The organism is Kribbella sp. NPDC050459 (assembly GCF_040655315.1).
In the GTDB taxonomy this organism is placed as follows: domain Bacteria; phylum Actinomycetota; class Actinomycetes; order Propionibacteriales; family Kribbellaceae; genus Kribbella.
Genome location: NZ_JBFAJQ010000023.1, coordinates 1 through 25,688, shown reverse-complemented (window position 1 = coordinate 25,688; position 25,688 = coordinate 1). Strand labels below are relative to the sequence as shown.

The following is a 25,688-nucleotide window of genomic DNA, read 5'->3' as shown; positions in this document are numbered from 1 at the left end:
TGGGGCCAATGTCCGTCGACGCCAAGCCTGACACCGCGGTGAAGCCCGCGCGCCGCGCCGCGCCACCCGGCTCCGAGGGCACGATACTGCGCAAGACCGGCGACTGGGCCCGGCGCGGCCCGTTGCTGCCCGCGCTGGTGTTCATGATCATCGTGACGCAGCTGCCGTTCCTGGTCACGATCGTCGTGTCCTTCATGGACTGGAACGCGTACTACCCCGACGAGCGCGGCTTCGCCGGGATCGACAACTTCCGCCGCGTGCTCACCGACGCCAACACCCGGCACGCGATCTGGGTGACGATCGTGCTGACCGCCGGCGTCGTGCTGATCAGCCTGGTGCTCGGGCTGCTGATCGCGCTGCTGCTGGACCGCAAGTTCCGTGGCCGGGGCGCGGTCCGGACGATGATGATCACGCCGTTCCTGGTCGTCCCGGTGGCCGCCGCGCTGCTGTGGAAGCACGCGCTCTACAACCCGACGTACGGCCTGTTCAACGGCGTGCTGAAGTGGTTGTTCGGCGAGAACGCGCCGCAGCCGGACTGGATCAGCAACCAGCCGCTGTGGTCGATCATCTTCGCGCTGGTCTGGCAGTGGACGCCGTTCATGATGCTGATCCTGCTGGCCGGGCTGCAGAGCCGGCCGCTGGACGTGATCGAGGCGGCCGGGATCGACGGCGCGAACCAGTGGGAGATCTTCCGCTACATGACGCTGCCGCACCTGCGGCAGTACCTGGAGCTGTCCGCGCTGCTCGGCTCGATCTACGTCGTGCAGAACTTCGACGCGGTCTTCACGATCACCTCCGGCGGTCTCGGTACGGCGAACCTGCCGTACACGATCTACCAGACGTTCTACACCGCGCACGACTACGGCCGCGCCTCGGCGGCGGGCGTGATCGTGGTGATCGGCACGATCGTGATCGCGACGCTCGCGCTCCGGTCGGTGTCCACGCTGTTCCGAGAGGAGACCGGTCGATGAGTTCGTCGATCACGATGGTGAAGGGGCATCAGCGCCGTGGCGGCGGCTGGGCCTTGAGCGGGCTGGCATGGATCGTGGGCATCCTGTTCGTGCTGCCGGTGCTGTGGATGCTGCTGACCTCGTTCCACTCCGAGGAGGACGCGGCGAAGAACCCGCCGGACGTCGCGGCGCCGCTGACTCTGGACGGCTACCGGGCATTCTTCGACACCGGGCCGTGGCCATCGATCCTGAACTCGCTGACCGCGAGCATCCTGTCCACGGCGCTGGTCATCCTGCTCGCGTTCCCGGCGGCGTACGCGCTGTCGATCCGGCCGGTGAAGAAGTGGACCGACGTGCTGTTCTTCTTCCTGTCCACGAAGATGCTGCCGGTGGTGGCCGGCCTGCTGCCGATCTACCTGTTCGCGCAGTCGGTCCACTTCCTGGACAACATCTGGCTGCTGATCATCCTCTACACCTCGATGAACCTGCCGATCGCGGTCTGGATGCTGCGCAGCTTCCTGTCCGAGGTGCCGGTGGAGATCCTCGAGGCGGCCTCGGTCGACGGCGCGTCGCTGACCCGGACACTGCGGTCCGTGGTGGCGCCGGTGGTCACGCCGGGGATCGCGTCGGCGGCGCTGATCTGCTTCATCTTCAGCTGGAACGAGCTGCTGTTCGCCCGCGTGCTGACCGGCACGGTGGCGCAGACGGCGCCGGTGTTCTTGACTGGGTTCGTGACCAGCCAAGGATTGTTCCTCGCCAAAGTCTGTGCCGCGTCCATCGTGGTGTCGCTGCCGGTGCTGATCGCCGGGTTCGCCGCCCAGGACAAGCTCGTCCAGGGTCTGTCGCTGGGGGCGGTCAAGTGACCGCACTGGCTGCTGCCGGCCTCGATGCCGTGGGCAATGACATTCCGGTGCCGTCGTACGACCGTACGGCGGTGACGCCCGGGATCGTGCACTTCGGGGTCGGTGGATTCCATCGCGCGCATCAGGCGATGTACCTGGATCGGCTGATGACCGAAGGGAAGGCGCTGGACTGGGGGATCGTCGGCGTCGGGGTGCTGCCGAACGACCGGCGGATGGCCGAGGTGATGGCCGCCCAGGACTGTCTCTACACACTGGTCGTCAAGCATCCGGACGGGACCCTCGAGCCTCGGGTGGTCGGGTCGATCGTGGGGTACCTGTTCGCGCCGGACGATCCGGAAGCCGTGCTGGCGCGGATGGTGGATCCGGCGACCCGGATCGTGTCGCTGACGATCACCGAGGGCGGGTACCACGTCAACCAGGTGACCGGCGAGCTCGACACCGCGGGGCTGGAGGCCGACCTGGAGCCGGGGGCGACGCCCGGCAGCGCGTTCGGGTTCATCGTCGAGGCGCTGCGCCGGCGCCGGGAGGCCGGCGTACCGCCGTTCACCGTGATGTCGTGCGACAACATCCCCGGCAACGGGCACGTCGCGCGCAAGATGATCGCCGCGTTCGCGCGGCTGAAGGATCCGTCGACGGCGGACTTCCTGGAGAACGAGGTGCGGTTCCCGAACTGCATGGTCGACCGGATCACGCCGGTCACCGCCGACGCGGACCGGGCGGCGCTGGCCGAGCGGTTCGGGATCGAGGACGGCTGGCCGGTGGTATGCGAGCCGTTCACGCAGTGGGTGCTCGAGGACGACTTCGGCGGCGTGCGGCCGCCGTACGAGGACGTCGGCGTCCAGATCGTCGAGGACGTCGAGCCGTACGAGTTCATGAAGCTGCGACTCCTGAACGCCTCGCATCAGGCGCTGTGCTACCTCGGCTACCTGGACGGCTACCGGTACGCGCACGAGGTGTGCCAGGACAAGCTGTACGTCGACTTCCTGCTCGGGTACATGGACCACGAAGGGACGCCGACGCTGCCGCCGGTGCCCGGGGTCGACCTCGACCGCTACAAGCACCAGCTGATCGAGCGGTTCGCGAACCCCGAGGTCCGCGACACTCTGGCGCGGCTGTGCGCGGAGAGCTCGGACCGGATCCCGAAGTGGCTGCTGCCGGTGGTGCGCGAGCAGCTCGCGGCGGGCCGCGAGATCAAGCGGTCGGTGCTCGTGGTCGCGTCCTGGGCCCGGTACGCCGAGGGTGTCGACGAGCAGGGGCAGCCGATCGAGGTCGTCGACCGGTTGCGCGACAAGCTGGTCGACCGGGCGCAGCACAACCGGGAGGATCCGCTGGTGTTCATCGCGGATCCGGACCTGTTCGGCGACCTGGCGTCGGACGAGCGGTTCGTGACGCCGTACAAGGCCGCGCTGCGATCGCTGCACGAGATCGGTGCGCGGGCGACGGTGGAAGCGCTCTAGTCTGTGATCCATGACTGAGCTGAGGCTGGTGGCCGGGGTGGACTGCTCCACCCAGGCCACCAAGGTTCTGGTGTGCGACGCCGAGACCGGAGAGGTCGTCCGCGAGGGACGGGCGCCGCACCCGGACGCCACCCAGGTCGACCCGGCCGAGTGGTGGAAGGCGTGGGAGATCGCTTCCGACGGGCTGCTCGACGGGGTCGAGGCGATCGCGATCGGCGGCCAGCAGCACGGCATGGTCCTGCTCGACGACGCCGGTGAGGTCGTCCACCCGGCCGTCCTGTGGAACGACACCAGCTCCGCCGACGCCACCACGGAACTGATCGCCGAGCTCGGCGGCGCCCAGGCGTGGGCCGAGGCCGTCGGCTCCGTCCCGGTCCCGTCTTTCACCGTCACCAAACTGCGCTGGCTCAGAGACGAAGCCGCCCGCGAGGCCGGCGCGGATGCTGCTCTGCGGCGGGAGGCCGTGCGGCGGGCTGCCGCGGTCGTGCTGCCGCACGACTGGATGACGCACCGGCTGGCGGCGGACCGGTCCGGGATCGACGGGATCACCACGGACCGTGGGGATGCTTCCGGGACCGGTTGGTGGTCGCCGACCACCAACGGCTACCGGACCGACCTGGTGGAGCTCGCCTTCGGTCGCCAGCTGGCTCTCCCGCGCGTGGCGGGCCCGGCGGAGATCGTCGGGCAGACGGCCTTCGGTGCGGCGATCGCGGCCGGCACCGGTGACAACGCCGCGGCCGCGCTCGGCCTCGACCTCCTGCCCGGCGACGTCGCGGTCTCCCTCGGCACCAGCGGTACGGCGTTCGCGCGCTCCGCCCACCCGACCGCGGACCCGACCGGTCTCGTGGCCGGCTTCGCGGACGCCACCGGTGAGTACCTGCCGCTGGTCTGCACGCTCAACGCGGCCCGCGTGATGTCCGCGACCGCCCAGATGCTCGGCCTGGAGCTGCCGGCCTTCGACGAGGCCGCGATCAGCTCGCCGGGCAGCGACGGACTGGTCCTGCTGCCGTTCCTGGACGGCGAACGGACGCCGGACCTGCCGCACTCGACCGGCCTGATCTACGGCCTCACCCGGGCGACCATGCAGCCCGCGACGATGGCCCGCGCCGCGGTCGAGGGCCTGCTGTGCGGTCTCGCCGACGCCGTCGACGCGCTCCGCGACCAGGGCCTCCCGGTGCAGCGCGTCCTGCTCCTCGGCGGCGGCGCCCGCTCCCGCGCCGTACAGGCTCTCGCCCCGGCCCTGCTCGGCGCGGAGGTCGTCCTCCCGGAGCCGGCCGAGTACGTCGCCCTCGGCGCCGCCCGGCAGGCGGCCTGGGCCCTGTCCGGCGCGGCCACCCCGCCCACCTGGCAGGTTCCGGTCGGCAAACCCGAGCCCGCGATCACCGTCGACGCGCCCGCCATCCGGGCCAACTACGCCCAGGTCCTCGGCAACACCCGCACCCTCCTGTCCCAGCCCTACAACCAGTAGTTCGTCACGTGCTGACGTCTACAGTGGACTGATGGTGTATTTCGGTGCGGTGCTCGGGCTGATCGGGCTGCTGACGTTGCTGGTCCGCGACGATGACGTCGTCGGGCTGCCCGCCGTCGCGGTCGGGATCGGGTTGCTCGTCATCGGTGCCGTGGTCGGTGTGCTGGGCGTGCTGCGCCGGCGCGCGGTCCGGCGGCGGAAGATCGCGAACGGCGAGCCGGTCCCGGTCGGCACTGTGTTCGACCGGGCGAAGGCGCTGCCGCGGCTGCTCCGGGACGTCCGCCGAGGGACGTACGCCGATCTGCCGAAGAGCCGGACGTTCCTGTGGGTGCTCGCGCTCGTGTACCTGGTGTCGCCCATCGACATCCTGCCGGACCTGCTGCCGATCATTGGCGTCACCGACGACGCGGGGGTCGCGGTCTGGCTGCTCACCAGCGTGTCGACCGCAGCGGGCCTGTATCTGCGCAAGGAGCGCGAGCAACTCCCGCACCAGTCGCCGAGCGGTCGCCGGTCTACAGGCGGCGCCTGACCCAGTCGGCCACGTCCCCGGCGGCTTCCTCCGGGTACTCGTAGGCGAAGCGTTGCAGCGGATCCGCGGGCGGCTCGCACGAGCCGAGCCGGTCCGCGGCGGCGACCAGTTGCCGAGCAGCCGCGAGGACCCGCGCCGCCTGGGCAGCCGCCTCCACCGGATCGTCCAGCCCGACCGCCGCGGCCGCCAGGTCCGCGACCTCGCAGGCCTGGTACGCCATGGCCAGCTGCGCCCGATTCATCCGAACGCCCGGACGAAGAACAGGCCGGTCATCAGGACCGCCGTACCGAGGACCAGCCCGCGGAGCATCGTCGGTGGCAGCCGGCGGACGACATGCGCCCCGCCGTACCCGCCGAGCACTGCGCCCGCCAGCAGAGCGACCAGATGCAGCGGCTGCGCGAGTACGTCGGCCGCGAACACGAAGATCACCGCCGCGGTCAGGTAGACCGCCGCGACCTGGATGACCCGCAGCGGGTTGCCGCGCGCCGGGTCGAGCGATGTCGTCGCGGTCCAGAACGCGAGCATCATCAGGCCGACCGCGCCGCCGAAGTACCCGCCGTAGATCGCCAGCAGGAACTGGCCGGCCAGGATCGCGGCCGGGCCGGGTCGCCCGAGTCGCAGCGCGGCCGTCAGATGCTTGCCGAACGCGAGAACGACTGTCGCGAACGCCAGCAGCCAGGGGACCGCCGCGTCGAAAGAGGCCGACGGCAGCAACAGCAGCAAGCCCGCTCCGATCGCCCCGCCGGCGACGCTGGCGAGGGTGAGCCGGGCAGGCGACGGCTGGGTGAGTCCCTCGATCTCTCGCCGGTAGACCCACGCGCTGGTCGCGTTCCCGGGCAGCAGGGCGACGGTCGTGGTCGCGTTCGCGGTGACCGGCGGCATGCCGGCGGCCACCAGGGCAGCCAGTGCTACGAAGCTCCCGCCACCGCCGACGGCGTTGAGCGCGCCGGCGGCGACACCGGCCAGGAGGATCAGCAGCACCCTTCGAGGATCCGGGTCCGGCGCGCACTCCACAATGCGCGATCCCCATAGCCAGCCTTAGTCAGAGACGTAGGCTAATGACATGCGGTACGACCTGGACGATCTCCGGCTGTTCACCCACGTCGCGGTGGAAGGCTCGATCACCGGCGGCGCGCGCCTGATGCACCTCAGTCTGCCTTCGGCCAGTGCGCGGGTCAGAGCACTCGAAGCGCAGGCCGGCGTACCGCTGCTGGTGCGCGAGCGACGCGGCGTCCGGCTGACGCCCGCCGGCGCCACGCTCGCCCGGCACGCCCGTGAGGTGCTCGCCGAGACGATCCGGCTGGACAGTGCGGTCGCGTCGTACGCCGGGTCGCGCGCGGCGCCGATCCGCCTGGTCGCGGGCGGGTCCGCGATGCACCAGCTGGTCCCGCTCGCACTGGCCACGTTCCTCCGCGACCATCCGGAGTACGACGTGAACGTGAGCGAGCGCCGGACGATCCGCAGCGTCCGCCTGCTCGCGGCCGGCGAGGCGGATCTCGGCGTGATCCTCGACGACGAGCCGACCCAGCTTCGGACCGAACCGCTGGCCGACGACTCGCTGGTGGTGATCGGGCAGGCCGGCGGCATCCTCGCCGGGCGGGCCTCGATCGCGTACGCCGAGGTGGCCGAGCATCCGCTCGTCGGTCTCGACCGGCACTCGCCGCTCAGCCAGTGGATGGACGACCGCCTCGGCCCGCACGCGCCGGCCCCGCGCTACCGAACGCTGGTGCCGACCCTGCACGCCTTGATCACGCTCGCCACCGCCGGCGCCGGGCTCGCCGTCGTACCGCGCCGAGCCGTGAACGCCACGGCCGCCGCGGAAATCTGCCCGCTCCAGGATTCCTGGTCACGCCGGGCCCATCTGCTGTGCTACGCCGCCGACGCACCGGAAGCCACCCACCTGCTCGCGTCCCACCTGCACGCGGCGGCGGACGGCTAGCGCGACGCCATGCCTTCGACGAGGTAGTCCAGGCCGAGCTCGAACACCTCGGACGCGGTCAGGTGCCGGGCGCCGCGGACCGACTCGCCCAGCCGCGGATAGTGGCCGGTGGCAAGCATTCGCTGGAGGTACGGCCCGAACGTGTGCTGCCATTGCTCTTTGTCCAGCCCACTCGCCCGCTCGGCGCGGCGCTCCGCGACTTCCTTGCGGACGGCGCCGACCAGGTAGACGCTCAGCGTCTCCATCGCGCCGGCCCTCGCGTCGAGGTCGTCCACGCCGGATGCGTGCAGCGCGGCGTGGCACGCCTCGGCGTGGGCCAGGGTCGCCGGACCGAGGTGTGGCCGGCCGCCGTGCAGGTCCGCGAACCACTCATGCCGTAGGGCGGCGTCGCGGATCCCGTGGGCGATCGAGCGCAGGACGTCGCCCGCTGTCGATCCGGTGGGCGCGGGGATCTCGGCGTACACCGCGTCGGCCATCAGCGCGAGCAACTCGTCCTTGGTGTCGACGTACCGGTAGAGGCGCATCGGGCCGGCGTCGAGCGCGGCGGCGACCTTCCGCAGCGACACGGCGTCCAGGCCGTCCGCGTCCGCGAGTGTGATGGCGGCGCGGACGATCCGCTCCCGGCTGAGCGGGCTCGGGGCCTGTCGCTCGGGAGGCTCCGGCCGTTCCCAGATCACGGATTCGTTCGGCACGCGGTGAACGATACACTGGCTTTGTCGATACAGTGTATCGACTCATACGGTGTATCGAGAGGAGAAGCATGATCGCGATCATCGGCGGGGGTCCTGGTGGACTCACGCTCGCCCGGGTGCTGCACGTCCACGGCATCGCCGCGGTGGTGTACGAGCGGGACGCCTCGCGCGACGCCCGCGACCAGGGCAGCATGCTCGACCTGCACACCGACACCGGCCAGGCCGCCCTGCGCGCGGCCGGTTTGGAGCAGGAGTTCTTGCGCCACGCCCGCCGCGAGGGGCAGGACATGCGCATGTTCGACTTCACGGGTGCCCTGCTGCTCCAGGAGGACACCCCCGACGACGCGCCGATGGCGCGGCCGGAGATCGACCGTGCCGACCTGCGGGACCTGCTGCTGCGATCGCTGCCGGCGGGCACCGTCCGCTGGGGCAGCGCGTTCCAGCACGCCGACGGCCACACCCTGCACTTCGCCGACGGCAGTACGGCGACCTGCGACCTGCTCGTCGGCGCCGACGGTGCCAACTCGCGTGTCCGCCCGCTGCTGACCGACGTCCGGCCCGAGCACACCGGCAGCATCTCGATCCTGAGCGCGATCCACGACGCCGACCGCACCCAGCCCGAGCTGGCGGCCATGGTCGGCCGGGGCAACTTCTGGGCCTTCGGGCCGGATCGGCGGCTCGCCGCGCAACGCAACGGGAACGGCACCATCACGGTCGGGGTCTCGCTGCAGGGCCCGCCCGACTTCGATCCGCCCGCGGTCGGCGAACTGCTCGACGGTTGGGCGCCGCAGTTCCAGCGACTGCTCGCTGCGTGCGATGAGCCGTTCGTGGTGCGTCCGCTGTCCGTCCTGCCGATCGGTCTGACGTGGCCGCGCCGGCCAGGCGTCACGCTGCTCGGTGACGCCGCCCATCTGATGCCACCGGTCGGCGAGGGGGCGAATCACGCCATGCTCGACGGCGCCGAACTCGCCCGGGCCATCGCGGCGCACCCAGGTGACGTGGAGGCGGCGCTCGACGAATACGAGCCGGCCATGTTCGCTCGCGCCGCCGAGACCGCGCGCCGCTCGGCAGCGGCCGCCGAGCTGCTGACCGGCCCGGACGCCGGCGAGAAGGTACTGCGGTTCTTCACACCCGAGCCCGCCGACTAGCCTTCAGGCATGAGTGCGGACGAGGTCGGCATCCCCCTGCAGGCGTTCGACGCGTTGCTGCACAGCCCCAACGTGCCGACCGTCTGCCGGGCGCTGAACATGTACCAGGTGGCCGCGGCGTACACGCGGTTGAGCGGCGGCAACCCGCTCGAACCGCTGGCCGGCGACGTCCGCCAGGTCGCGCTCGAGATCCTGTCCCGACCGCCGGTGGAGGCGAGCGAGGACATCAAGGCCGGCTTCGACCACCTGAGCGCCCTGAATGTACTGACGACGTTGGCCGAGCCCGACGACGCCGAGCTGCTCTCGGGAGTGCTGGAGCGGACGACGGACGAACAGATCCGCGCGGTTGCTTCGCTGGCAGCAGACACCGCGCGGAGGAGGGCAACCGGCGCGGCGGGATAGCGTGCTGTGCATGCGCGCGCTGACAGTTGAAGAGGCCCGGCAACGGGCGGCAGACCTGGCCCTACGGTCGTACGAGATTGCGTTCGACCTGACCGGCGCCGGGGACACGTTCGTGACGACCAGCCGGATCCGGTTCGGGGCGACGAGCGCCGGCAGCTGGGTGGACGTGAAACCCGAGCGGCTGCTCGGCGTCGAGCTCAACGGGCAGGTCCTGGACCCGCTGCTGCTGGACGGCGGCCGGTATCCGTTGAGCGACCTCCAGGCGGAGAACGAGCTCGTGGTCACCGCGGAGCTGAAGTACTCCGCCGACGGCGAGGGCCTCGTCCGGTCCGTCGATGCCGCGGACGGCCGCGTCTATACGTACGGCATGTCCTCGCTGGAGTCCGCGCCGCGGTACTTCCCGTGCTTCGACCAGCCCGACCTCAAAGCGCCGTACACCGTGACCGTGAAGTGCCCCGAGGACTGGGTGGTCCTCGGCAACGGCGCCGCCACCCGCACCGCGCCCGGCGAGTGGGCGCTCGCCGAGACCAAGCCGCTGTCGACGTACTTCGTCACGGTCGTGGCCGGGCCGTACCACCAGATCCGCTCCGAGCACGACGGGATCCCGCTCGGCCTTGCCTGCCGGCAGTCGTTGAAGGAGCACCTCGAGCGCGACGCCGAGGATCTGTTCCGGACCACGCGTGAGGCGTTCGACGAGTATCACCGGCTGTTCCGGCAGCGGTACCCGTTCGGCGAGTACTGGCAGGCGTTCGTGCCGGACTTCAACCTCGGCGCCATGGAGAACCCCGGGTGCGTGACGTTCGCGGACGGCCTCGTGTACCGCGGGCAGGCGACCGAGGCGGAGCGCAGTACCCGGGCCCGGATCGTCGTGCACGAGATGGCGCACATGTGGTTCGGCGACCTGGTCACGATGAAGTGGTGGAACGACATGTGGCTGAACGAGTCGTTCGCCGAGTACATGGCGCACCGGGTGTCGGAGGACGCGACCAGCTACGCCGGCAACTGGACCGACTTCGCGTTCGTGCGGAAGTGGTGGGGGCTGCACACGGACCAGACCAGCTCCACCCATCCCGTGGCGCCGGACAGTCTGAAGGATGCGCGGCAGTCGCTCGACGACTTCGACGGGATCTCCTACGCGAAGGGCGCGGCGGTGCTGAAGCAGCTCGCCAAGTACCTGGGCGACGACGTGTTCCTCAAGGGGGTGAACGCGCATCTGGAGGCGCACGAGTACGGGAACGCGGATCTGGCCGAGTTCATCGACAAGCTCACCGAGGCTGGAGCGCGCGACCTGGATGCTTGGTCCGGCCAATGGTTGCGGACGTCCGGGCTGGACACGATTTCCGCTGAGCGGACGGCGGCCGGAGCCGTACTGCACCGTTCGAGCCCGGACGAGTCGCGGCGGTTGCACAAGCTGAGCGTCGGCGGGTACGCCGCGGACGGATCGGGGACCCCGGTCGACGTGGTTCTCGACGAAGGCTCGGTCGAAGTTGCGTTAGGCAACGATGTCGCCGTGGTCGTGCCGGACGCCGAGGACGACACCTGGGCGAAGGTCCGGCTCGACGCGACCAGTCTGGCCAATCTGCCGGTGGTGCTGCCGACGATCGGCGACGGGACCACGCGGGCGGTGGTGTGGAACTCGGTGCGGGACTCGGTCGCGGATGCGGAGCTGGATCCGCGGCGGGCGCTCGAGTTGTTCGTGGCGGCGCTTCCGCAGGAGACGAGCGATATCGCGGTCGGATCTCTCGTGCAGTGGCTCGAGAACCGGCTGCTCGGGCGGTACCTGGACTACGACGAGTACCACGGTGTGGCGGCCGACGCGTTGCGCGACAAGCTGGCGCGGACCGCGCCGGGGAGCAGCCTGCAACTGGTGACCGTGCGGGGCCTGATCGCGACCACGGACGACGCCGGCCTGCTGACCTCCTGGTTGCAGGGCACCGCCGGCCCGGACGGGTTGGAGATCGACGCGGACCTGCGCTGGGCGATCGTCCTGCGGCTGGTGCGGCTCGGGGCGTACGGCGCCGCGGAGATCGACGCCGAACTGGCACGCGACCGCTCCACCGAAGGCGTGAACCAGGCGGCCCGCTGCCGCGCCGCGCTGCCCGACGGCAAGGAAGCGGCCTGGACGCGGATCATGACCGACCCGACCGTCGGCGTGAAGGAACTCCTCGCCGCGGCGGAGGGTTTCTGGCACCCGATCCAGGCCGCCGCGACAGCGCCGTACGAGCGCCGCTACTTCACCGACATCGCGCACACCGGCGAGATCCGGTCCGGCATGGTCCTCGGGCTCACCGCTCACCGCATCGCGCCGCGCTTCAGCGTCGACCCGGAGCTGATCGCCCCGGCCGAGGCCCTGATCGCGGACGAGTCCGTGGTGTCCGGCATCCGCCGGCAGACCGCGGACTTCCTCGACGACCTGCGCCGCGCCGTCGAGGTACGGCGTACCTTCGGCTGAGTCAGCGGACGGTGAGACGTTCCGCGACGGCCTTGCGGGCCTGGTGGATCCGGGCCTTCACGGTGCCGAGCGGAACGTCCAGCTCATCGGCGATCTCGGCGTACGACAGGGCGCCGAGGTCGCGCAGGACGAGCGGCTGGACGAGCTGCGGGTGACTCGACTCGAGGGCCTCCAGCGCCTCGAGGAGGTCGAGCCGCGACCCGGCGATGACGGAGGTGGTCCGCGGGTCGACCGATTCCGGCAGCACCTCGGCGGACTGCTCGACCGAGCGGCGCTTCAGCGACCGGTAGGTCTGCCGCGCCTGGTTGGTGGCCACGATCGTCACCCAGCCCGCGAAGCTCCCGGTGCCCTTGAAGGTGTGCACCTTGTTCGCCACCTGCAGCAGGGTGTCCTGGACCGCCTCCTCGGCGTCCTCCCGGTACGGCAGGAACTTGGCCACCCGGCGCTGCACCTGCGGCCGGATGGCCTGAAGAAGTTGTGGAAGCACCGTCTGGTCCCCGGCCGCAGCCCGAGCCGCGAGTTCTTCCAACTCCTCGGTCATGGGGCCTCCCGGTCTGGACTGAGGAGCGGAGGGAGCGAAGCGACCGGAGCGACGAGGGAAGACCGGGAGTTCCAGCCCCATGACCCGCCGCGCCGGAGGCGTGGCATTAATACCGTCATGCTCCCCCTCTTGAGCTTGGTTGTGACCGACAATAGCCGGGATGGATGTCATCGGGCGGTACCGGTTACGGGACAAGATCGGCGCGGGCGCGTTCGCGACCGTCTGGCGCGGGTACGACGACGACCTGGACGTTGAAGTCGCCGTCAAGGTGCTCGCGGACAACTGGGCGTCGCGCGCCGACGTCCGCGAGCGCTTCCTGTCCGAGGCGCGGCTGATGCGGCGGATCTCCAGCGACCGCGTGGTCCGGGTGTTCGACCTCGGCAAGCTCCCGGACGGCCGTCCGTACTTCGTGATGGACTACGTCGGCGGCGGCACCATCGGGGATGTCCTGAAGCGCGGGCCGCTCGACGCGGTGGACGCGCTCTGGTGGGGCGCGGACCTGGCGCGCGCGGTGGCCGCATTGCACAGTGAGGGTGTCGTGCACCGCGACGTCACCCCGGCGAACCTGCTGCTCCGGCCGGGCGACGAGGTCGGCGGCGGCACGCACCGGATCGTGCTCGCCGACCTCGGCCTGGCGAAACGGGCCGCCGAGGCGTCCGGACTCACCCAGGCCGTCGGTACGCCGTCGTACATGGCGCCCGAGCAGGGCCGCGGTGACGGCGGATTCGACGAGCGCGCGGACATCTACGCGGTCGGCGCGGTCACGTACGCACTGGTCACCGGCCATCCGCCGTACTCCGCCGGCTCGATCGGCGACGTGCTGAACCGTGACCCGGACCTGCCGCCGCCGAGCCTGCGCCCAATGCTGCACGAGTCGGTCGGGCAGCTCGACGACATCTTCGCGCGGACGCTCGCCTACCGCGTAACGGACCGCTGGGAGCGTGCGGACACGCTGGCCGAGCGCCTGGAGGCGGAGGCGTACCGGCTGGAGCAGGAGGCGCCGCTGCGGGCCTCCGAGCGGACCACGATCACCGACGACGCCATCGACACGACCGACACGACCGTCGCGGCCGACCCGCCGGTCCGGCGACGGCGCCGGCGGCGCGCATGGTTCCTCCTCGCGCTGCCCGTGGTGTTCGTCGCGGCAGGCGTCGGCGGATGGTTCCTCTTCGGGATGTGACTGCATAGAGTAGTCACATGGCTACTTACTGCAGTATTGCGGTGACTCTTGCCTTGTTGACCCCGGCAGCGCCGCCTGCCGCCACTTATGCCTGTCGCGCCGACACCAAGTTCGGCCGGCACACCGTCTCGCTCCGGCAGGCCGTCGACGCGCAGGCGCCGGTCGTCGTCCCCGCCAACTCGCGCTTCACCGTCGCCGTCCACCTGCAACCCGGCACCCTCCCGAGCGAGGTGAAGGGCTTCAAGCTGAAGGAGGTCCGCGACCTCGCGCTGCGCATCCCGGTGCCGGCGAACTCGTCCTACCTCAGCGCCCGCCTCACCGGCGGCTCCGGCCTCAACTCCACTCCCACTGTGCAGCTCGAGGGAAACACCGCGGTCGTCAAGGTCGCCGGTCCGATCCCGGGCGGCGCGAGCTACGAACTCCCGGCGCTGAGCGTCCGCCTGAAGTCCGGCCACGCCGGCACCACCATCGAGACCAAGCTCAAGGGCACCAGTTACGACGACCCCGGCCTCACCTTGCAGGCCAAGATCAAGTGGAAGTTCGTCACCACATCCGCACCGGTCGCCTGCTACCCGGACCCGAACCCGGCTCTGACCCGCACAGCAGTGCGGTAGTCAGTAGGTGACCGTGATCCGCTGCGCGGCCGGGTCGACGCGCACGGGTCCGCCGTACGGGAGGACGAGCATCGGGTCGGTGTGACCGATGTCGAGGCCCTTCACGACCACCGCGTCCGGGTTGTACTCCGCGAGTGCGCGGTCGACGGCGATGTACTGGTCGGCGACGTATGCGACCGACTGCTCCGGCGTCATCGTCCGATCCAGCGCCCGGGATTTCGGGCGCCCCCAGAGCACCGCGTCGAAGCGTTCCAGCAGACCGCGTTCGCCGAGGTTGCGGAGCATCCTGTAGACGTGCTCCGACGACGGCAGCTCCTCGCTGGTCTCACCGAACAGCACCCCGCCGTACGACTCGGTCGGCTGCATCCAGCGGTTCGCGGCGAGTTGCCAGTCGAGAATCTCGATGCAACCGCCCCAGAGCTTCCCGGTGACCTCGCGCGTGCCGCTCCAGGTCCAGCCGGTGCCGGGGAACAACGGCGGCTCGGTCTCGAGGTTCGCCGGGACGCTCCAGTCGTGGTCGACGTCGGTCCAGCCCGCGGCAGGTGTCAGCTCGAACTCGCCGCCGCCGAAGATCGCCGCACGCAACGCCCGTTCGGTGTCCGGGTGCATCGCGCCGCCGCGGCCGAACTGCACCATGACGCTGCCGCCGTAGTAGCCCGGCAGGCCCAGCGAATACAGGAAGTTCAGCAGGTTGGTGTTGTCGCTGTACCCGAAGAACGGCTTGGGATCGGCCGCGAAGACCGCCGGGTCCAGATGCTTCAGCACGGTGAGCTGGTCGGAGCCGCCGATCGATGCGAAGACCGCACGGATCGACGGGTCCGACCAGGCCGCGTGCAGGTCGGCGGCGCGCTCCGCGGGGGAGGTCCGCAGCTTCCGGGTGGTCGGGTACTCGACCGGCTCGAGCCCGAAGTCCTCCCGCATCCGGCGCAGGCCGAGCTCGTACGGACCCGGGAAGATCTCCGGCAACCCACCGGACGGCGAGACGACCGCGACCCGGTCACCACGCTTCAGCACTGTCAGACTCCGATCGGGTGCCAGACGGTCTTCAGTTCGAGGTACTGCGTGAGGCGCGACAGGCCCTGGTCCGCGGTCCAGTCCTCCTCGGCGGGACGGCGGACCCGCTTGAGGTTGCCGGCCGCGGCGATCTCCAGGTCGCGGGCCTCGTCCTCGGACTCGATGCCGCACAGGTCGATCGCGTTCACGTCCTGGTGCGACGCCAGCCACGGCCCAATCTCGGACGCCGACCCGGTGAGGATGTTGACCACGCCGCCCGGTACGTCGGAGGTCGCCATCACCTCGCCCAGCGTGACGGCCGGCAGCGGCCGCTCGAACGACGAGACGGCGACGACCGTGTTGCCGGACACGATCGCGGGCGCGATCACGCTGGTCAGGCCGAGCAGGCTGGAATCCTGCGGCGCGAGCACCGCGACCACGCCGGTTGCCTCGGGCAACGAGAAGTCGAAGTACGGCCCGGCCACCGGGTTGCTGGAGCCGACCACCTGGGCGAGCTTGTCGGCCCAGCCCGCGTACCAGACCCAGCGGTCGATCGCCGCGTCCACGACCGCGCGGGCCTTGGAGATCGACAACCCTTCGGACGCGGAGACCTCGGCACTGAACTGCTGGTGCCGGCCCTCCATCACCTCGGCGATCCGGTAGAGCACCTGACCGCGGTTGTACGCCGTCCGCGCGTGCCAGCCGCCGAACGCCTTGCGGGCCGCCACCACGGCGTCGCGAGCGTCCTTCCGGGAGGCCTGCGACGCGTTGGCGAGGAACTTGCCCTTGGCATTGGACACGACGTAGGACCGGCCGGATTCGCTGCGCGGGAAGGCGCCGCCGATGTACAGCTTGTAGGTCTTACGCACTTCGAGCCGCTGAGTCTCAGTGGGCAAGGTAGGCCTCCAGACCGTGGCGACCGCCCTCGCGGCCGTAGCCCGACTCCTTGTAGCCGCCGAACGGCGACGCCGGGTCGAAGCGGTTGAACGTGTTCGCCCAGACCACGCCGGCGCGCAGCTGGTTGGCCATCCAGAGGATCCGGGAGCCCTTCTCGGTCCAGATCCCGGCGGACAGCCCGAACGGGGTGTTGTTCGCCTTCTCGACCGCCTCGGCCGGGGTACGGAAGGTCAGCACCGACAGCACCGGGCCGAAGATCTCCTCGCGGGCGATCCGGTGCGCCTGCGAGACGCCGGTGAACACCGTCGGCGGGAACCAGTAGCCGTTGGCCGGCAGCTCGCACTCCGGCGACCAGCGCTCGGCGCCCTCGTCCTCGCCGATCTGCGACAGCTCGCGAATCTTCGCCAGCTGGGCCGCCGAGTTGATCGCGCCGATGTCGGTGTTCTTGTCCAGCGGGTCGCCGACCCGCAGCGTCTCCATCCGGCGCTTCAGCCGGCCGAGCACCTCGTCGTACACGCTCTCCTGGACCAGCAGCCGCGAACCCGCGCAGCAGACGTGGCCCTGGTTGAAGAAGATGCCGTTGACGATGCCCTCGATCGTCTGGTCGATCGGCGCGTCCTCGAAGACGATGTTCGCCGCCTTGCCGCCGAGCTCGAGCGTGACCGCCTTGTGGGTGCCGGCCACCGACTTCGCGATCGCCCGGCCGACCTCGGTGGAGCCGGTGAACGCGACCTTGTCGACATCCGGGTGCTCCACCAGGGCCTGACCGGTGCGGCCGGCGCCGGTGACGATGTTCACCACGCCCGGCGGCAGGTCAGCCTGCTGACAGATCTCCGCGAACGCCAGCGCGGTCAGCGGGGTGGTCTCGGCCGGCTTCAGCACGACGGTGTTGCCGGCCGCCAGCGCGGGCGCGATCTTCCAGGCCAGCATCAGCATCGGGAAGTTCCACGGGATCACCTGACCGGCGACGCCCCACGGCCGCGGGTCGTCGCCGACACCGGCGTACTCGAGCTTGTCGGCCCAGCCCGCGTAGTAGAAGAAGTGCGCGGCCACCAACGGGATGTCGACATCGCGGGACTCGCGGATCGGCTTGCCGTTGTCCAGCGACTCCAGCACCGCGAGCTCACGCGCACGCTCCTGGATCAGCCGGGCGATCCGGAACAGGTACTTCGCCCGGTCCCTGCCGCTCATCGGGCCCCAGACCTTGTCGAACGCCTTGCGGGCGGCGCGAACCGCCTTGTCGACGTCGGCGGGACCGGCCTCGCTGACCTCGGCCAGGACCTCCTCGGAGGCCGGCGAAACGGTCTTGAACGGCTTGCCGTCGGTCGCCTCGACGAACTGGCCGTTGACGAACAGCCCGTACGACGACTTGATGTCCACGATCGCGCGCGACTCGGGCGCGGGTGCGTACTCGAATCTGCTCATGCCTGTCAGTCCAAGGTGAAGTAGTCGGGGCCCGGGTAGTGCCCGGTGGCCAGCTTGGTGCGTTGCATCAGCAGGTCGTTCAGCAGGCTGGAGGCGCCGAAGCGGAAGAGCTCCGGGTCCAGCCAGTCCGGTCCGGCCGTCTCGTTGACGGTGACCAGGTACTTGATCGCGTCCTTCGCGGTCCGGATCCCGCCGGCCGGCTTGACGCCGATGTGCAGGCCGGTGGTCTCGTGGTAGTCGCGGACCGCCTCCAGCATCACCAGGGTGACCGGCAACGTGGCCGCGGGGGACACCTTGCCGGTGGAGGTCTTGATGAAGTCCGCACCGGCCAGCATCGCCAGCCAGGACGCCCGCCGGACGTTGTCGTAGGTGACCAGCTCACCGGTCTCCAGGATCACCTTCAGGTGCGCGTCGCCGGCCGCCTCGCGGATCGCGGCGATCTCGTCGAACACCATCCCGTAGCGGCCCGACAGGAAGGCGCCGCGGTCGATCACCATGTCGACCTCGTCGGCGCCGGCCGCCACCGCGTCCTTGGTGTCCTGGATCTTGATCGCGAGGCTGGATCGCCCGCTGGGGAAGGCGGTGGCGACACTCGCGACGTTGATCCCGGAGCCGTTCAGCTCCCGCTTCGCGGTGGCGACCAGGTCCGGGTACACACAGACCGCGGCCACCTGCGGGGTGGACGGGTCGGACGGGTCGGGCCGCTTCGCCTTGGCGCACAGGGCCCGCACCTTGCCGGGGGTGTCCTGGCCTTCGAGCGTGGTCAGGTCGATCATCCGGATCGCCAGGTCCAGCGCGTACTGCTTCGCGGTGGTCTTGATCGACCGGGTGCTCAGGGTGGCGGCGCGGGCCTCCGCGCCGACCTGGTCGACGCCCGGCAGCCCGAGCAGGAACCGGCGCAGCCGGTCCTCGGACGAGGTCACGTCGGCCAGTGTGTCGACGCCGCTGTCGAGTGTGGTCACCCCTGGGAGTCTAGTGCCGATCCTAGTGCCGGTACCGCGGGCCGGTTACTTTGTGCGGGTGAAGTCGAAATCGCCCGAGAGCGAGCAGTACCTGTCCGCGTCGAACCGGATCACCGGGGCCATCGTGCTGGTGATCGGGGCGCTCGGCCTGCTCGACGTGCTGCTGGAGTGGCGGACCACGACCGGCCTGATGGTGTCCGCGATCATCGGGATGTTCATGGTGCTGGCCTACGTCGGCCTGATCCGCCCCTCGGTCACCCTCAGCCCGGAGAACGTGCTGCTGCGTAACCACCTGCGCGACCACCGGATCCCGTGGTCGAAGGTGACCGGCGTCGACGTGACCGACATCCTCCGGGTGCACGTCGACGGCGGCCGGTTCCGCGCCCCCGGCGTCCAGCTGGTCATGCGCGACCTCCGCAAGCAGCGGGTCGGCAGTCGCAAGGCCAACGCGGAGAGCTCGATCTCCAAGGCCGAGTTCGTCGTGAACCGGATCGAGACCCACCAGGAGCAGTACGCCGCGACGTCCGGCGGCGAGATCGAGAACACCTGGGCGGTGCCGGAGCTGGCGATCTTCGGAGCGCTGGCCGTGATCGCCGTCGTGGCGGCCGTGGTCCGCTGAGCGTGCTCACCCGTCGCGCGTTGCTCCGAACCGGAGTCGCGGCAGGGGTGACGGGAGTCGCCGCGGTCGCCGCCCTGGAGACCGGGGTCGTCCCCGGCCGGGCCCGGGTGCACGACCTGCTCGGCCTCACCGGTCCGGACGGCGTCGTCCCCGACGTCCCCGCGGGCCCGGCGGTGTCCGGCAGCTTCGACTCGTTCGGCCGCCGGACGAAGGTCGGCTACAGCATCCTCTATCCGCACGGGTACGACGCGGCGGCCGAGCTGCCCGTCGTCCTCGTCCTGCACGGCCGCGGCGGCGATCACACCTCCGCGGTCAATGACCTCGGCATCGACCGCTACCTGACCGCCGCGGTCCAGGCGGGGACGCCGCCGTTCGCGCTGGCGACCGTCGACGGCGGCCGGGACAGCTACTGGCACCGCCGCGCCGACGGCAACGATCCGGGGTTCATGCTCGACCAGGAATTCCTTCCCCTGCTGGCCAGGCGCGGCCTGCGGACCAGCAGGTTCGGCGTCCTCGGCTGGTCGATGGGCGGGTACGGCGCGTTGCTGTGGGTCGCTCTGCACTACTGGCAGCGGCGGGTCGGGCCGTCCTCGCGGGCGGTCGCGGTCGGCGCGCTCAGCCCGGCGCTGTGGCGGACGTACGCCGACGTACAGCCCGGCGCGTTCGACGACGCCGCGGACTTCGAGCGCAGTCAGGTGTTCGACCGGCCGAGCGGTTTCCGGGACGTTGCCGTCCGCATCGACTGCGGGCGGGACGACCCGTTCGCCGACGCCGCCCGGGAGCTCCGCGAACAACTGCAGGCGGCCGGCGGGCAACAGGCCGGCGTACACACTCCCGGCTACTGGCGGCGCATGCTGCCTGACCAGCTGCGATTCCTGGGCGAAAAAGTCGGCCGATGAGTGGAACTGTGGCGCGAATCGCCGCGTCCGAACCCGTGTCCAGCCCCGAGTGAACCCCTGTGCACCTCAGGATTGGTCCGACAGGTCCCCAGACACACATCGAGAGTGGAGCTCATGGTCAACCTCTCCCGCTACACCCTGCGTGGCGTGGCCACGGTCGGCGCCCTGGCCGGCTTCGCGGCCGCGGTGATGCCGAACGCCCAGGCTGCGCAGGACTCTGGCGCCACCAGCGCCGCGAACACCGCGAACACCGCCGCCACGGCGGTCGCCGCGACCGCGCCGCCGGTCGACGGCGTCGCGTACGCGATCGGCAACCCGCCGGCTGGTGACGGCCTCACCACGAAGTCGTCGCTGACGAACGTCGTGCGCTACAACAGTCTGTACAAGACCGGCGCGATCCCGTCGTCGGGCTGCAAGCAGCTGAACGTCTCGCTGCGCACCTTCAACGGCGTGGTGGCGTACGAGAACAACCTGTTCAAGTGCCTCTACGGGTCCTGGGCGCTGCCGCTGAAGCAGGCCGGCGCGGCGTACAAGGTCGCCCCGACGCTGGTCGTCCACAACAGCCGGACGGTCAACTCGTACTGCGGCGCCGTCACCGACACCGCGTTCTTCTGCGGTTACAACGGCAAGGCGTGGATCTACATCCCGGCCTACCAGATCATCAACTACTGGAACCAGAGCCCGACGTTCGCGCAGGCGTACGCCACCTTCACGCTGTCCCACGAGTACGGCCACCACGTCCAGTGGCTGACCGGCATCCTGGGCGCGTCCTGGCAGCGTCAGCGCGCCTTCAGCACCTACGCCGCGCAGCTCGAGGAGAGCCGCCGTCGTGAGCTGCAGGCGTCCTGCCTGGGCGGTGCCGTGGACGGCGCGAACAAGCGCAACTACCCGTTCAGCGGCGGCTTCATGACCCAGTACAACTGGATCGTCTCCAACAGCGGCGACCAGCCGGGCGGGGTCCGGGACCACGGTTCGCTGAAGAACCACGCGTTCTGGGTGACCGCCGGCTTCAACGCGAAGCACAGCTACACCGTCGCGGGCAACTGCAACACCTTCAACGCCTCGTCCACCTACGTCGCCTGATCGCGACGTGAGCTGACGACTCGCAGCACGTAACTCAGCCGCCCGGTACGCGTTGGCGTACCGGGCGGCTGTTTCGTTTTGGCGACACCTGCACGATCTGCGATTGTGTGGTTACTTGTTTCGGGTGCGCACGCCCTAGAGTTCTGAGTCGAGCGTCGAACGGCAGGAGTCAAGGACAGTGAACTACGACGAGTTCAACACCGAGTACGCGAAGGTGCTGGACAAGATCAAGAGCGGGCGGTCCACCTGGTCGGAGCTGTCCGGGCACGTCACCCGGCTGCGGCAGGCGACCGTGGGGATCACGGTGCCGGTGGAGCGCACCCAGGTCGATCACGACCTCGCCGCGCTGAGCCAGATGGTGGACATGTCCCGCAGGACCAACGACAAGGAGGACATCTGGACGGTCACGTCCGATGCGATCCGTAAGGCCAGCAGTCAAGAGGGTTCGGTCGCTGACCGGATCGCCCGGATCGAGGCCGCCATCAACGACATCACCGCGCTGGCGAACCGGAACCCGGACGAGCGGGACGCGCTGATGCAGTCCACAAGCACGCTCCGCATCCTGCACTCCTCGCTGCAGAGCTCTCTGCGTGCCGAGCAGGCCGAAGCGGCCGCAGCCACCCGCTGAGGCTCCCGGAACCACCCGCCAGGTGTTCCGGAGTCAGATACCTGCCGCGGCAGCCAGGTCCGTCTTGACGGCTGCCAACGCGGTTGCCGCCTGAGCGCGTGCCGAGGGGACGTCCGTCGTGACCGGGACGACCACCTCGAGGTAGCACTTCAGCTTGGGCTCCGTACCCGACGGGCGCACGACCACGCGTGCGCCGTCGGACAGCGTGTACCGCAGCCCGTCCGTCGGCGGCAGCGCCTCCGACCCCTGGCTCAGGTCGTCGATCCGCTCGACGGCGTACGACCCGAGCGTCGTGGGCGGTGTCGCGCGCAGCCGGTCCATCGCCTGCGCGATCAGCGACAGGTCGTCGACCCGCACCGACAGCTGGTCGGTCGCGTGCAGCCCGTGCTTGACCGCAAGGTCGTCCAGCAGGTCGACCAGCGTGCGCCCCGCCGCCTTCGCCTGCGCCGCCAGCTGCAGCACCCGGACCAGCGTCGACACGCCGTCCTTGTCCTTCACGGCCGCCGGGTCCACGCAGTACCCGAGCGCCTCCTCGTAGCCGAACACCAGGTCCGGCACCCGCCCGATCCACTTGAACCCGGTCAGCGTCTCGACGTACCGGACGCCGTACGAGGCCGCGATCTTGCCGAGCAGCGACGACGACACGATCGAGCACGCGGCGACGCCGGCTGATCCCGGGAGCAGGAACTCGCCGAGGAGGCTGCCCAGCTCGTCGCCGCGAAGCATCCGCCAGCCCCCGTCCGCCGCAGCGTCCGGGACCGCCACCGCGCAGCGGTCCGCGTCCGGGTCGTTCGCCACCGCGATGTCTGCGTTCATCTCGCGGGCCAGGTCCAGCGCCGCGTCGATCGCGCCTGGCTCCTCCGGGTTCGGGAACGAGACGGTCGGGAAGTCCGGGTCCGGGTCGGCCTGCGACGCGACCACCCGCGGTACGGCGAACCCCGCACGGGCGACAGCTGCCTCGACCAGGGTCCGCCCGACGCCGTGCAGCGGCGTGTAGGCGACGTTCAGGTCCCGCGGCGCGTCGGCGGGCACCAGCTCGGCGATCCGATCCAGGTACGCGTTCAGCAGGTCGTCACCGGCCAGCTGCCAGTCGTCGCCCCGCGGCACCTCGGCCAGCGGGCCGACCGCGGCGATGGCGGCCGCGATCTCGGCGTCGGCCGGCGGCACGATCTGCGAGCCGTCCCCCAGATAGACCTTGTAGCCGTTGTCCTGCGGCGGATTGTGGGACGCGGTCACGACCACGCCGGCGACCGCGTGCAGATGCCTGATCCCGAAGGCGACCACTGGTGTCGGGGCCGGCCGGTCCAGCAGGACGGCGTCCAGGCCGGCGCCCCGGATCACTGCCGCGGTGTCCTGCGCGAAGACGTCGGACTTGTGGCGGGCGTCGTACCCGATCAGGACCGGGCCGTCGGTGAGGCCCTTCGCCTTCAGGTACGCCGCGAGTCCGGCGGCGGCGCGGATCACCACGACCCGGTTCATCCGGTTCGGCCCGGCGCCGACGGCGCCGCGCAGACCCGCCGTACCGAACTCCAGGGTGCCGGCGAAGCGGTCGGCCAGCTCTGCGGCGCTGTTGGAATCTGGCAGAGCTCCGGCGTCCAGGAGCGTCCGCAGCTCGGCGCGCGTGTCGGGGTCGGGGTCCTCGCTCAGCCAGGCTTCGGCGGCGGCCTTCAGATCATCGGTCACATGGGCACTCTAGTGACCCGACGACTGACAAGGCCGGGTTCGGAGGTCCGCCACGTAGTCGTCGGGGGCCCCGGCTGCCTCGGCGGCCTCGGCCAGGATGCCCAGGTAGCGGGCCGACGGCAGGCCGCCCTCGTAGGCGTTCAGCACGTACATCCAGGCCAGCTGCTCGCCGTCCAGGGTCTGCACCCGGACCTGGATCTTGCGGTAGACGCCCTGGTCGATCCACTCCCACTCGTCGAGCCGCTCGACGTCCTTGGGATGGATGTCGTACAGCGCCACGAAGACCTGGTTGGCGGGGTCGGCCGGGTCCTCGACCACAGTCGCCATCGCACCCTCCCAACCGAGCTCCTCGCCGCCGAAGGTGAGGCGCCAGCCGGTGATCCAGCCGGTCCCGCGCAGGGGCGAGTACGGGCACCGCTCGGCCATCAGGTTCGGGTCCAGATTCGACGCAAACGCGGCGTACAGGGTCACGGAATCAGAGGATACGGAAGAATGGCCTCCCGTGGCGCGAGTTGTGATCATCGGAGGCGGTCCAGGCGGGTACGAAGCGGCCAGTGCGGCCGCCCAGCTAGGGGCGGAGGTGACGGTCGTCGATTCCGACGGGATCGGCGGTTCCGGCGTGCGCACGGACGCGGTGCCGAGCAAGACCCTGATCGCCACGGCGGAAGTGATGACCGAGGTCGAGGAGGCCGGCGAGCTCGGCGTCCGGCTGGACGACGGGGACGACGATCCGGCGAACTCCGTGCGTGTCGATCTCTCCGTCGTCAACAAACGGGTGAAGGCGCTGGCCGCCGCCCAGTCGGCGGGTATCAGCCGCCGGCTGGACCGGGACAAGGTCCGGGTGATCCAGGGCCGGGGCCGGCTGGACGGCCCGGAGAAGGTCGTGGCCGGAGACGAGCGGCTGGACGCCGATGTGGTGCTGATCGCCACTGGTGCAAGGCCTCGCGTGCTCAAGGGCTCCGAGCCGGACGGCGAGCGGATCCTGACCTGGGAGGAGGTCTACGAGCTCTCCGAGCTGCCCGAGCGGCTGATCGTGGTCGGGTCGGGTGTGACCGGCGCCGAGTTCGCCAGCGCGTACGACGCGCTCGGGAGCGACGTCGTCCTGGTGTCGTCCCGGGACCGGGTGCTGCCGGGCGAGGACGCCGACGCGGCAGCGGTGCTGGAGGACGTGTTCAAGCGGCGCGGTCTGACCGTGCTGAGCAAGTCGCGGGCCGAGTCGGTGAAGCGGCAGGGCGACGGGGTCGTGGTGACGCTCACCGACGGCCGGAAGGTCGAGGGGTCGCATGCGCTGCTCGCGGTCGGATCGCTGCCGAACACCGACGACATGAATCTCGTCGAGTCGGGCGTGTCGCTCACCGACGGCGGGTTCGTGCAGGTCGACCGGGTCTCGCGGACCACCGCCCGCGGCGTCTATGCGGCCGGCGACTGCACCGGCGTCCTGATGCTGGCGTCGGTGGCCGCGATGCAAGGCCGGATCGCGATGGCGCACGCGCTCGGCGACGCCGTCGCACCGCTGGACCAGTCGACCGTCTCGGCGAACGTCTTCACCGCGCCCGAGATCGCCACCGTCGGCCTGACCCAGGCAGTCGTCGACGCCGGAGGAAGCACCGCCCTGGTCGTCAAGGTCCCGCTCGCCGACAACGCCCGCGCCAAGATGCAGGGTGTCCGCGACGGCTTCGTCAAACTCTTCTGCCTGCCCAACACCGGCATCGTCGTCGGCGGCGTCGTGGTCGCCCCCCGCGCCAGCGAACTCATCCACCCCATCTCCCTGGCCGTAGCCGCCCGCCTCACCGTCGACCAGGTGGCTCAGTCCTTCACCGTCTACCCCTCCATCTCCGGCTCAGTAGCCGAAGCAGCCCGAAGACTCCACCTCAGAAACTGAGGCGAGAACAAGGAAAGACAATGCAAAGAGTGGGAGTTGGCTGCGTGGCCGGGTTTGCCGGGCCAGCGACAGTCAGCGCACCAGAGTAGGCATCGACCTACCGCGGTAGGGAAGTGGTCGGGCGGGTCTTCAGGTGCTGGACGGCCAGCTGAAGGTGTCCGGACGACCGCCGAGCTTGGGGTTGTAACGGCAGCTGACGCTGGTGCTGACGTAACGGCGTCTCGGCACCGGTCCCGGGTGGCCGCTACGGCGATCACCGGATGCGGCTGGGAACGCATCCTGGACCTGCACACCTGGTACGCCGACGCCGCCTACTTCGGCACCACCGCCGCCGTCCCGTGCCAGCGCGGTCCGCGGTCGAACGCGAGGGCCACGCCAGGCG

General features: G+C 70.4%; 26 protein-coding genes. 16 read left to right on the top strand and 10 right to left on the bottom strand.

The window, feature by feature from the left end; genetic code table 11:
- The first annotated feature begins 8 nt into the window (after positions 1-8).
- From AB0I12_RS41650 to AB0I12_RS41630, 5 genes are read left to right on the top strand one after another with little or no spacing between them, the layout of a single operon-like run.
- A complete protein-coding gene (locus tag AB0I12_RS41650; RefSeq protein ID WP_359941744.1) occupies positions 9-971 on the top strand; it encodes a sugar ABC transporter permease in 963 nt (320 codons plus the stop codon).
- Positions 968-1,813 (top strand): carbohydrate ABC transporter permease, encoded by an 846-nt coding sequence (locus AB0I12_RS41645; RefSeq protein ID WP_359941741.1) that lies wholly within the window; start codon positions 968-970, stop codon positions 1,811-1,813. The genes AB0I12_RS41650 and AB0I12_RS41645 overlap by 4 nt, the downstream gene beginning before the upstream one ends.
- Positions 1,810-3,270, top strand: coding sequence for a mannitol dehydrogenase family protein (locus AB0I12_RS41640; RefSeq protein ID WP_359941738.1), 1,461 nt, complete (start codon positions 1,810-1,812; stop codon positions 3,268-3,270). The genes AB0I12_RS41645 and AB0I12_RS41640 overlap by 4 nt, the downstream gene beginning before the upstream one ends.
- 10 nt (positions 3,271-3,280) lie before the next feature.
- Positions 3,281-4,738, top strand: coding sequence for a xylulokinase (gene xylB, locus AB0I12_RS41635; RefSeq protein ID WP_359941736.1), 1,458 nt, complete (start codon positions 3,281-3,283; stop codon positions 4,736-4,738).
- Between the two features lie 31 nt (positions 4,739-4,769).
- The gene (locus AB0I12_RS41630) at positions 4,770-5,267 is read left to right on the top strand and encodes a DUF1232 domain-containing protein (RefSeq protein ID WP_359941733.1); all 498 of its coding nucleotides are present in this window, start codon (positions 4,770-4,772) and stop codon (positions 5,265-5,267) included.
- Here the strand turns inward: AB0I12_RS41630 and AB0I12_RS41625 are convergent.
- Both AB0I12_RS41625 and AB0I12_RS41620 read right to left on the bottom strand, forming a co-directional pair.
- Positions 5,251-5,508, bottom strand: coding sequence for a hypothetical protein (locus AB0I12_RS41625; RefSeq protein ID WP_359941730.1), 258 nt, complete (start codon positions 5,506-5,508; stop codon positions 5,251-5,253). The genes AB0I12_RS41630 and AB0I12_RS41625 overlap by 17 nt on opposite strands.
- Positions 5,505-6,248: a sulfite exporter TauE/SafE family protein gene (locus tag AB0I12_RS41620; RefSeq protein ID WP_359941727.1), complete on the bottom strand. Its 744-nt coding sequence runs from the start codon at positions 6,246-6,248 to the stop codon at positions 5,505-5,507. Before AB0I12_RS41620 ends, AB0I12_RS41625 begins: the two co-directional genes overlap by 4 nt.
- Before the next feature lie 82 nt (positions 6,249-6,330).
- Between AB0I12_RS41620 and AB0I12_RS41615 the strand changes: the two genes are divergently transcribed.
- Positions 6,331-7,206 (top strand): LysR family transcriptional regulator, encoded by an 876-nt coding sequence (locus AB0I12_RS41615; RefSeq protein WP_359941724.1) that lies wholly within the window; start codon positions 6,331-6,333, stop codon positions 7,204-7,206.
- Here AB0I12_RS41615 and AB0I12_RS41610 read toward each other — a convergent pair.
- Positions 7,203-7,898 (bottom strand): TetR/AcrR family transcriptional regulator C-terminal domain-containing protein, encoded by a 696-nt coding sequence (locus AB0I12_RS41610; RefSeq protein ID WP_359941721.1) that lies wholly within the window; start codon positions 7,896-7,898, stop codon positions 7,203-7,205. The two genes, AB0I12_RS41615 and AB0I12_RS41610, sit on opposite strands and share 4 nt — an antisense overlap.
- A gap of 68 nt (positions 7,899-7,966) precedes the next feature.
- Here AB0I12_RS41610 and AB0I12_RS41605 point away from each other — a divergent pair, with 68 nt between their 5' ends.
- Genes AB0I12_RS41605 through pepN form a run of 3 tightly spaced genes read left to right on the top strand, consistent with a single transcriptional unit; the run spans position 7,967 to position 11,900 of the window.
- Positions 7,967-9,046, top strand: a complete 1,080-nt coding sequence (locus AB0I12_RS41605; RefSeq protein WP_359941718.1) for an NAD(P)/FAD-dependent oxidoreductase — start codon at positions 7,967-7,969, stop codon at positions 9,044-9,046.
- 9 nt (positions 9,047-9,055) lie between these two features.
- The gene (locus AB0I12_RS41600) at positions 9,056-9,448 is read left to right on the top strand and encodes a hypothetical protein (RefSeq protein ID WP_359941715.1); all 393 of its coding nucleotides are present in this window, start codon (positions 9,056-9,058) and stop codon (positions 9,446-9,448) included.
- Positions 9,449-9,458: 10 nt separating this feature from the next.
- Positions 9,459-11,900 (top strand): aminopeptidase N, encoded by a 2,442-nt coding sequence (pepN, locus tag AB0I12_RS41595; protein WP_359941712.1) that lies wholly within the window; start codon positions 9,459-9,461, stop codon positions 11,898-11,900.
- Position 11,901: 1 nt separating this feature from the next.
- Here pepN and AB0I12_RS41590 read toward each other — a convergent pair whose 3' ends face one another.
- Positions 11,902-12,441: an RNA polymerase sigma factor gene (locus AB0I12_RS41590; RefSeq protein WP_359941710.1), complete on the bottom strand. Its 540-nt coding sequence runs from the start codon at positions 12,439-12,441 to the stop codon at positions 11,902-11,904.
- A 160-nt stretch (positions 12,442-12,601) separates the two neighbouring features.
- Between AB0I12_RS41590 and AB0I12_RS41585 the strand changes: the two genes are divergently transcribed.
- On the top strand, positions 12,602-13,621 hold the full coding sequence (locus tag AB0I12_RS41585) for a serine/threonine-protein kinase (protein WP_359941708.1): 1,020 nt from the start codon (positions 12,602-12,604) through the stop codon (positions 13,619-13,621).
- A 17-nt stretch (positions 13,622-13,638) separates the two neighbouring features.
- Entirely contained in the window at positions 13,639-14,235 is a 597-nt protein-coding gene (locus AB0I12_RS41580; protein ID WP_359941705.1) for a hypothetical protein, read from the top strand.
- Here AB0I12_RS41580 and AB0I12_RS41575 read toward each other — a convergent pair whose 3' ends face one another.
- From AB0I12_RS41575 to deoC, 4 genes are read right to left on the bottom strand one after another with little or no spacing between them, the layout of a single operon-like run.
- On the bottom strand, positions 14,236-15,249 hold the full coding sequence (locus AB0I12_RS41575) for a S66 peptidase family protein (RefSeq protein ID WP_359941702.1): 1,014 nt from the start codon (positions 15,247-15,249) through the stop codon (positions 14,236-14,238).
- A 2-nt stretch (positions 15,250-15,251) separates the two neighbouring features.
- The gene (locus AB0I12_RS41570) at positions 15,252-16,124 is read right to left on the bottom strand and encodes an aldehyde dehydrogenase family protein (RefSeq protein ID WP_359941701.1); all 873 of its coding nucleotides are present in this window, start codon (positions 16,122-16,124) and stop codon (positions 15,252-15,254) included.
- Positions 16,114-17,550, bottom strand: coding sequence for an aldehyde dehydrogenase family protein (locus AB0I12_RS41565; RefSeq protein WP_359941698.1), 1,437 nt, complete (start codon positions 17,548-17,550; stop codon positions 16,114-16,116). Before AB0I12_RS41565 ends, AB0I12_RS41570 begins: the two co-directional genes overlap by 11 nt.
- Before the next feature lie 5 nt (positions 17,551-17,555).
- The gene (deoC, locus tag AB0I12_RS41560) at positions 17,556-18,512 is read right to left on the bottom strand and encodes a deoxyribose-phosphate aldolase (RefSeq protein WP_355696380.1); all 957 of its coding nucleotides are present in this window, start codon (positions 18,510-18,512) and stop codon (positions 17,556-17,558) included.
- 58 nt (positions 18,513-18,570) lie between these two features.
- Here deoC and AB0I12_RS41555 point away from each other — a divergent pair, with 58 nt between their 5' ends.
- The 4 genes from AB0I12_RS41555 (at position 18,571) to AB0I12_RS41540 (ending at position 21,741) form a co-directional block, all read left to right on the top strand.
- Positions 18,571-19,131, top strand: coding sequence for a PH domain-containing protein (locus tag AB0I12_RS41555; RefSeq protein WP_359941695.1), 561 nt, complete (start codon positions 18,571-18,573; stop codon positions 19,129-19,131).
- Between the two features lie 47 nt (positions 19,132-19,178).
- Complete coding sequence (locus tag AB0I12_RS41550; RefSeq protein ID WP_359941693.1) at positions 19,179-20,030, top strand: alpha/beta hydrolase-fold protein; 852 nt, start codon at positions 19,179-19,181, stop codon at positions 20,028-20,030.
- A gap of 114 nt (positions 20,031-20,144) precedes the next feature.
- Positions 20,145-21,113 (top strand): neutral zinc metallopeptidase, encoded by a 969-nt coding sequence (locus AB0I12_RS41545; protein WP_359941690.1) that lies wholly within the window; start codon positions 20,145-20,147, stop codon positions 21,111-21,113.
- 178 nt (positions 21,114-21,291) lie between these two features.
- On the top strand, positions 21,292-21,741 hold the full coding sequence (locus tag AB0I12_RS41540) for a hypothetical protein (RefSeq protein ID WP_359941687.1): 450 nt from the start codon (positions 21,292-21,294) through the stop codon (positions 21,739-21,741).
- A 33-nt stretch (positions 21,742-21,774) separates the two neighbouring features.
- Here the strand turns inward: AB0I12_RS41540 and AB0I12_RS41535 are convergent, their stop codons facing one another.
- A complete protein-coding gene (locus AB0I12_RS41535; RefSeq protein ID WP_359941684.1) occupies positions 21,775-23,424 on the bottom strand; it encodes a phospho-sugar mutase in 1,650 nt (549 codons plus the stop codon).
- Between the two features lie 9 nt (positions 23,425-23,433).
- A complete protein-coding gene (locus tag AB0I12_RS41530; RefSeq protein ID WP_359941681.1) occupies positions 23,434-23,895 on the bottom strand; it encodes a gamma-glutamylcyclotransferase in 462 nt (153 codons plus the stop codon).
- 31 nt (positions 23,896-23,926) lie between these two features.
- Between AB0I12_RS41530 and AB0I12_RS41525 the strand changes: the two genes are divergently transcribed.
- Positions 23,927-25,306 carry an NAD(P)H-quinone dehydrogenase gene (locus AB0I12_RS41525; RefSeq protein WP_359941678.1) on the top strand — a complete coding sequence of 460 codons (1,380 nt, stop codon included), beginning with the start codon at positions 23,927-23,929 and terminating at the stop codon, positions 25,304-25,306.
- Positions 25,307-25,688: the final 382 nt, after the last annotated feature.

Excerpts from the sequence above, each read along its gene's own strand:
- xylB (WP_359941736.1), top strand. The coding sequence starts at position 3,281 with ATGACTGAGCTGAGGCTGGTGGCCGGGGTGGACTGCTCCACCCAGGCC.
- AB0I12_RS41625 (WP_359941730.1), bottom strand. The coding sequence starts at position 5,508 with ATGAATCGGGCGCAGCTGGCCATGGCGTACCAGGCCTGCGAGGTCGCG.
- AB0I12_RS41565 (WP_359941698.1), bottom strand. The coding sequence starts at position 17,550 with ATGAGCAGATTCGAGTACGCACCCGCGCCCGAGTCGCGCGCGATCGTG.
- AB0I12_RS41645 (WP_359941741.1), top strand. The coding sequence starts at position 968 with ATGAGTTCGTCGATCACGATGGTGAAGGGGCATCAGCGCCGTGGCGGC.
- AB0I12_RS41605 (WP_359941718.1), top strand. The coding sequence starts at position 7,967 with ATGATCGCGATCATCGGCGGGGGTCCTGGTGGACTCACGCTCGCCCGG.
- AB0I12_RS41600 (WP_359941715.1), top strand. The coding sequence starts at position 9,056 with ATGAGTGCGGACGAGGTCGGCATCCCCCTGCAGGCGTTCGACGCGTTG.
- AB0I12_RS41650 (WP_359941744.1), top strand. The coding sequence starts at position 9 with ATGTCCGTCGACGCCAAGCCTGACACCGCGGTGAAGCCCGCGCGCCGC.
- AB0I12_RS41630 (WP_359941733.1), top strand. The coding sequence starts at position 4,770 with ATGGTGTATTTCGGTGCGGTGCTCGGGCTGATCGGGCTGCTGACGTTG.
- pepN (WP_359941712.1), top strand. The coding sequence starts at position 9,459 with ATGCGCGCGCTGACAGTTGAAGAGGCCCGGCAACGGGCGGCAGACCTG.
- AB0I12_RS41590 (WP_359941710.1), bottom strand. The coding sequence starts at position 12,441 with ATGACCGAGGAGTTGGAAGAACTCGCGGCTCGGGCTGCGGCCGGGGAC.
- AB0I12_RS41585 (WP_359941708.1), top strand. The coding sequence starts at position 12,602 with ATGGATGTCATCGGGCGGTACCGGTTACGGGACAAGATCGGCGCGGGC.
- AB0I12_RS41615 (WP_359941724.1), top strand. The coding sequence starts at position 6,331 with ATGCGGTACGACCTGGACGATCTCCGGCTGTTCACCCACGTCGCGGTG.
- AB0I12_RS41545 (WP_359941690.1), top strand. The coding sequence starts at position 20,145 with ATGGTCAACCTCTCCCGCTACACCCTGCGTGGCGTGGCCACGGTCGGC.
- AB0I12_RS41580 (WP_359941705.1), top strand. The coding sequence starts at position 13,639 with ATGGCTACTTACTGCAGTATTGCGGTGACTCTTGCCTTGTTGACCCCG.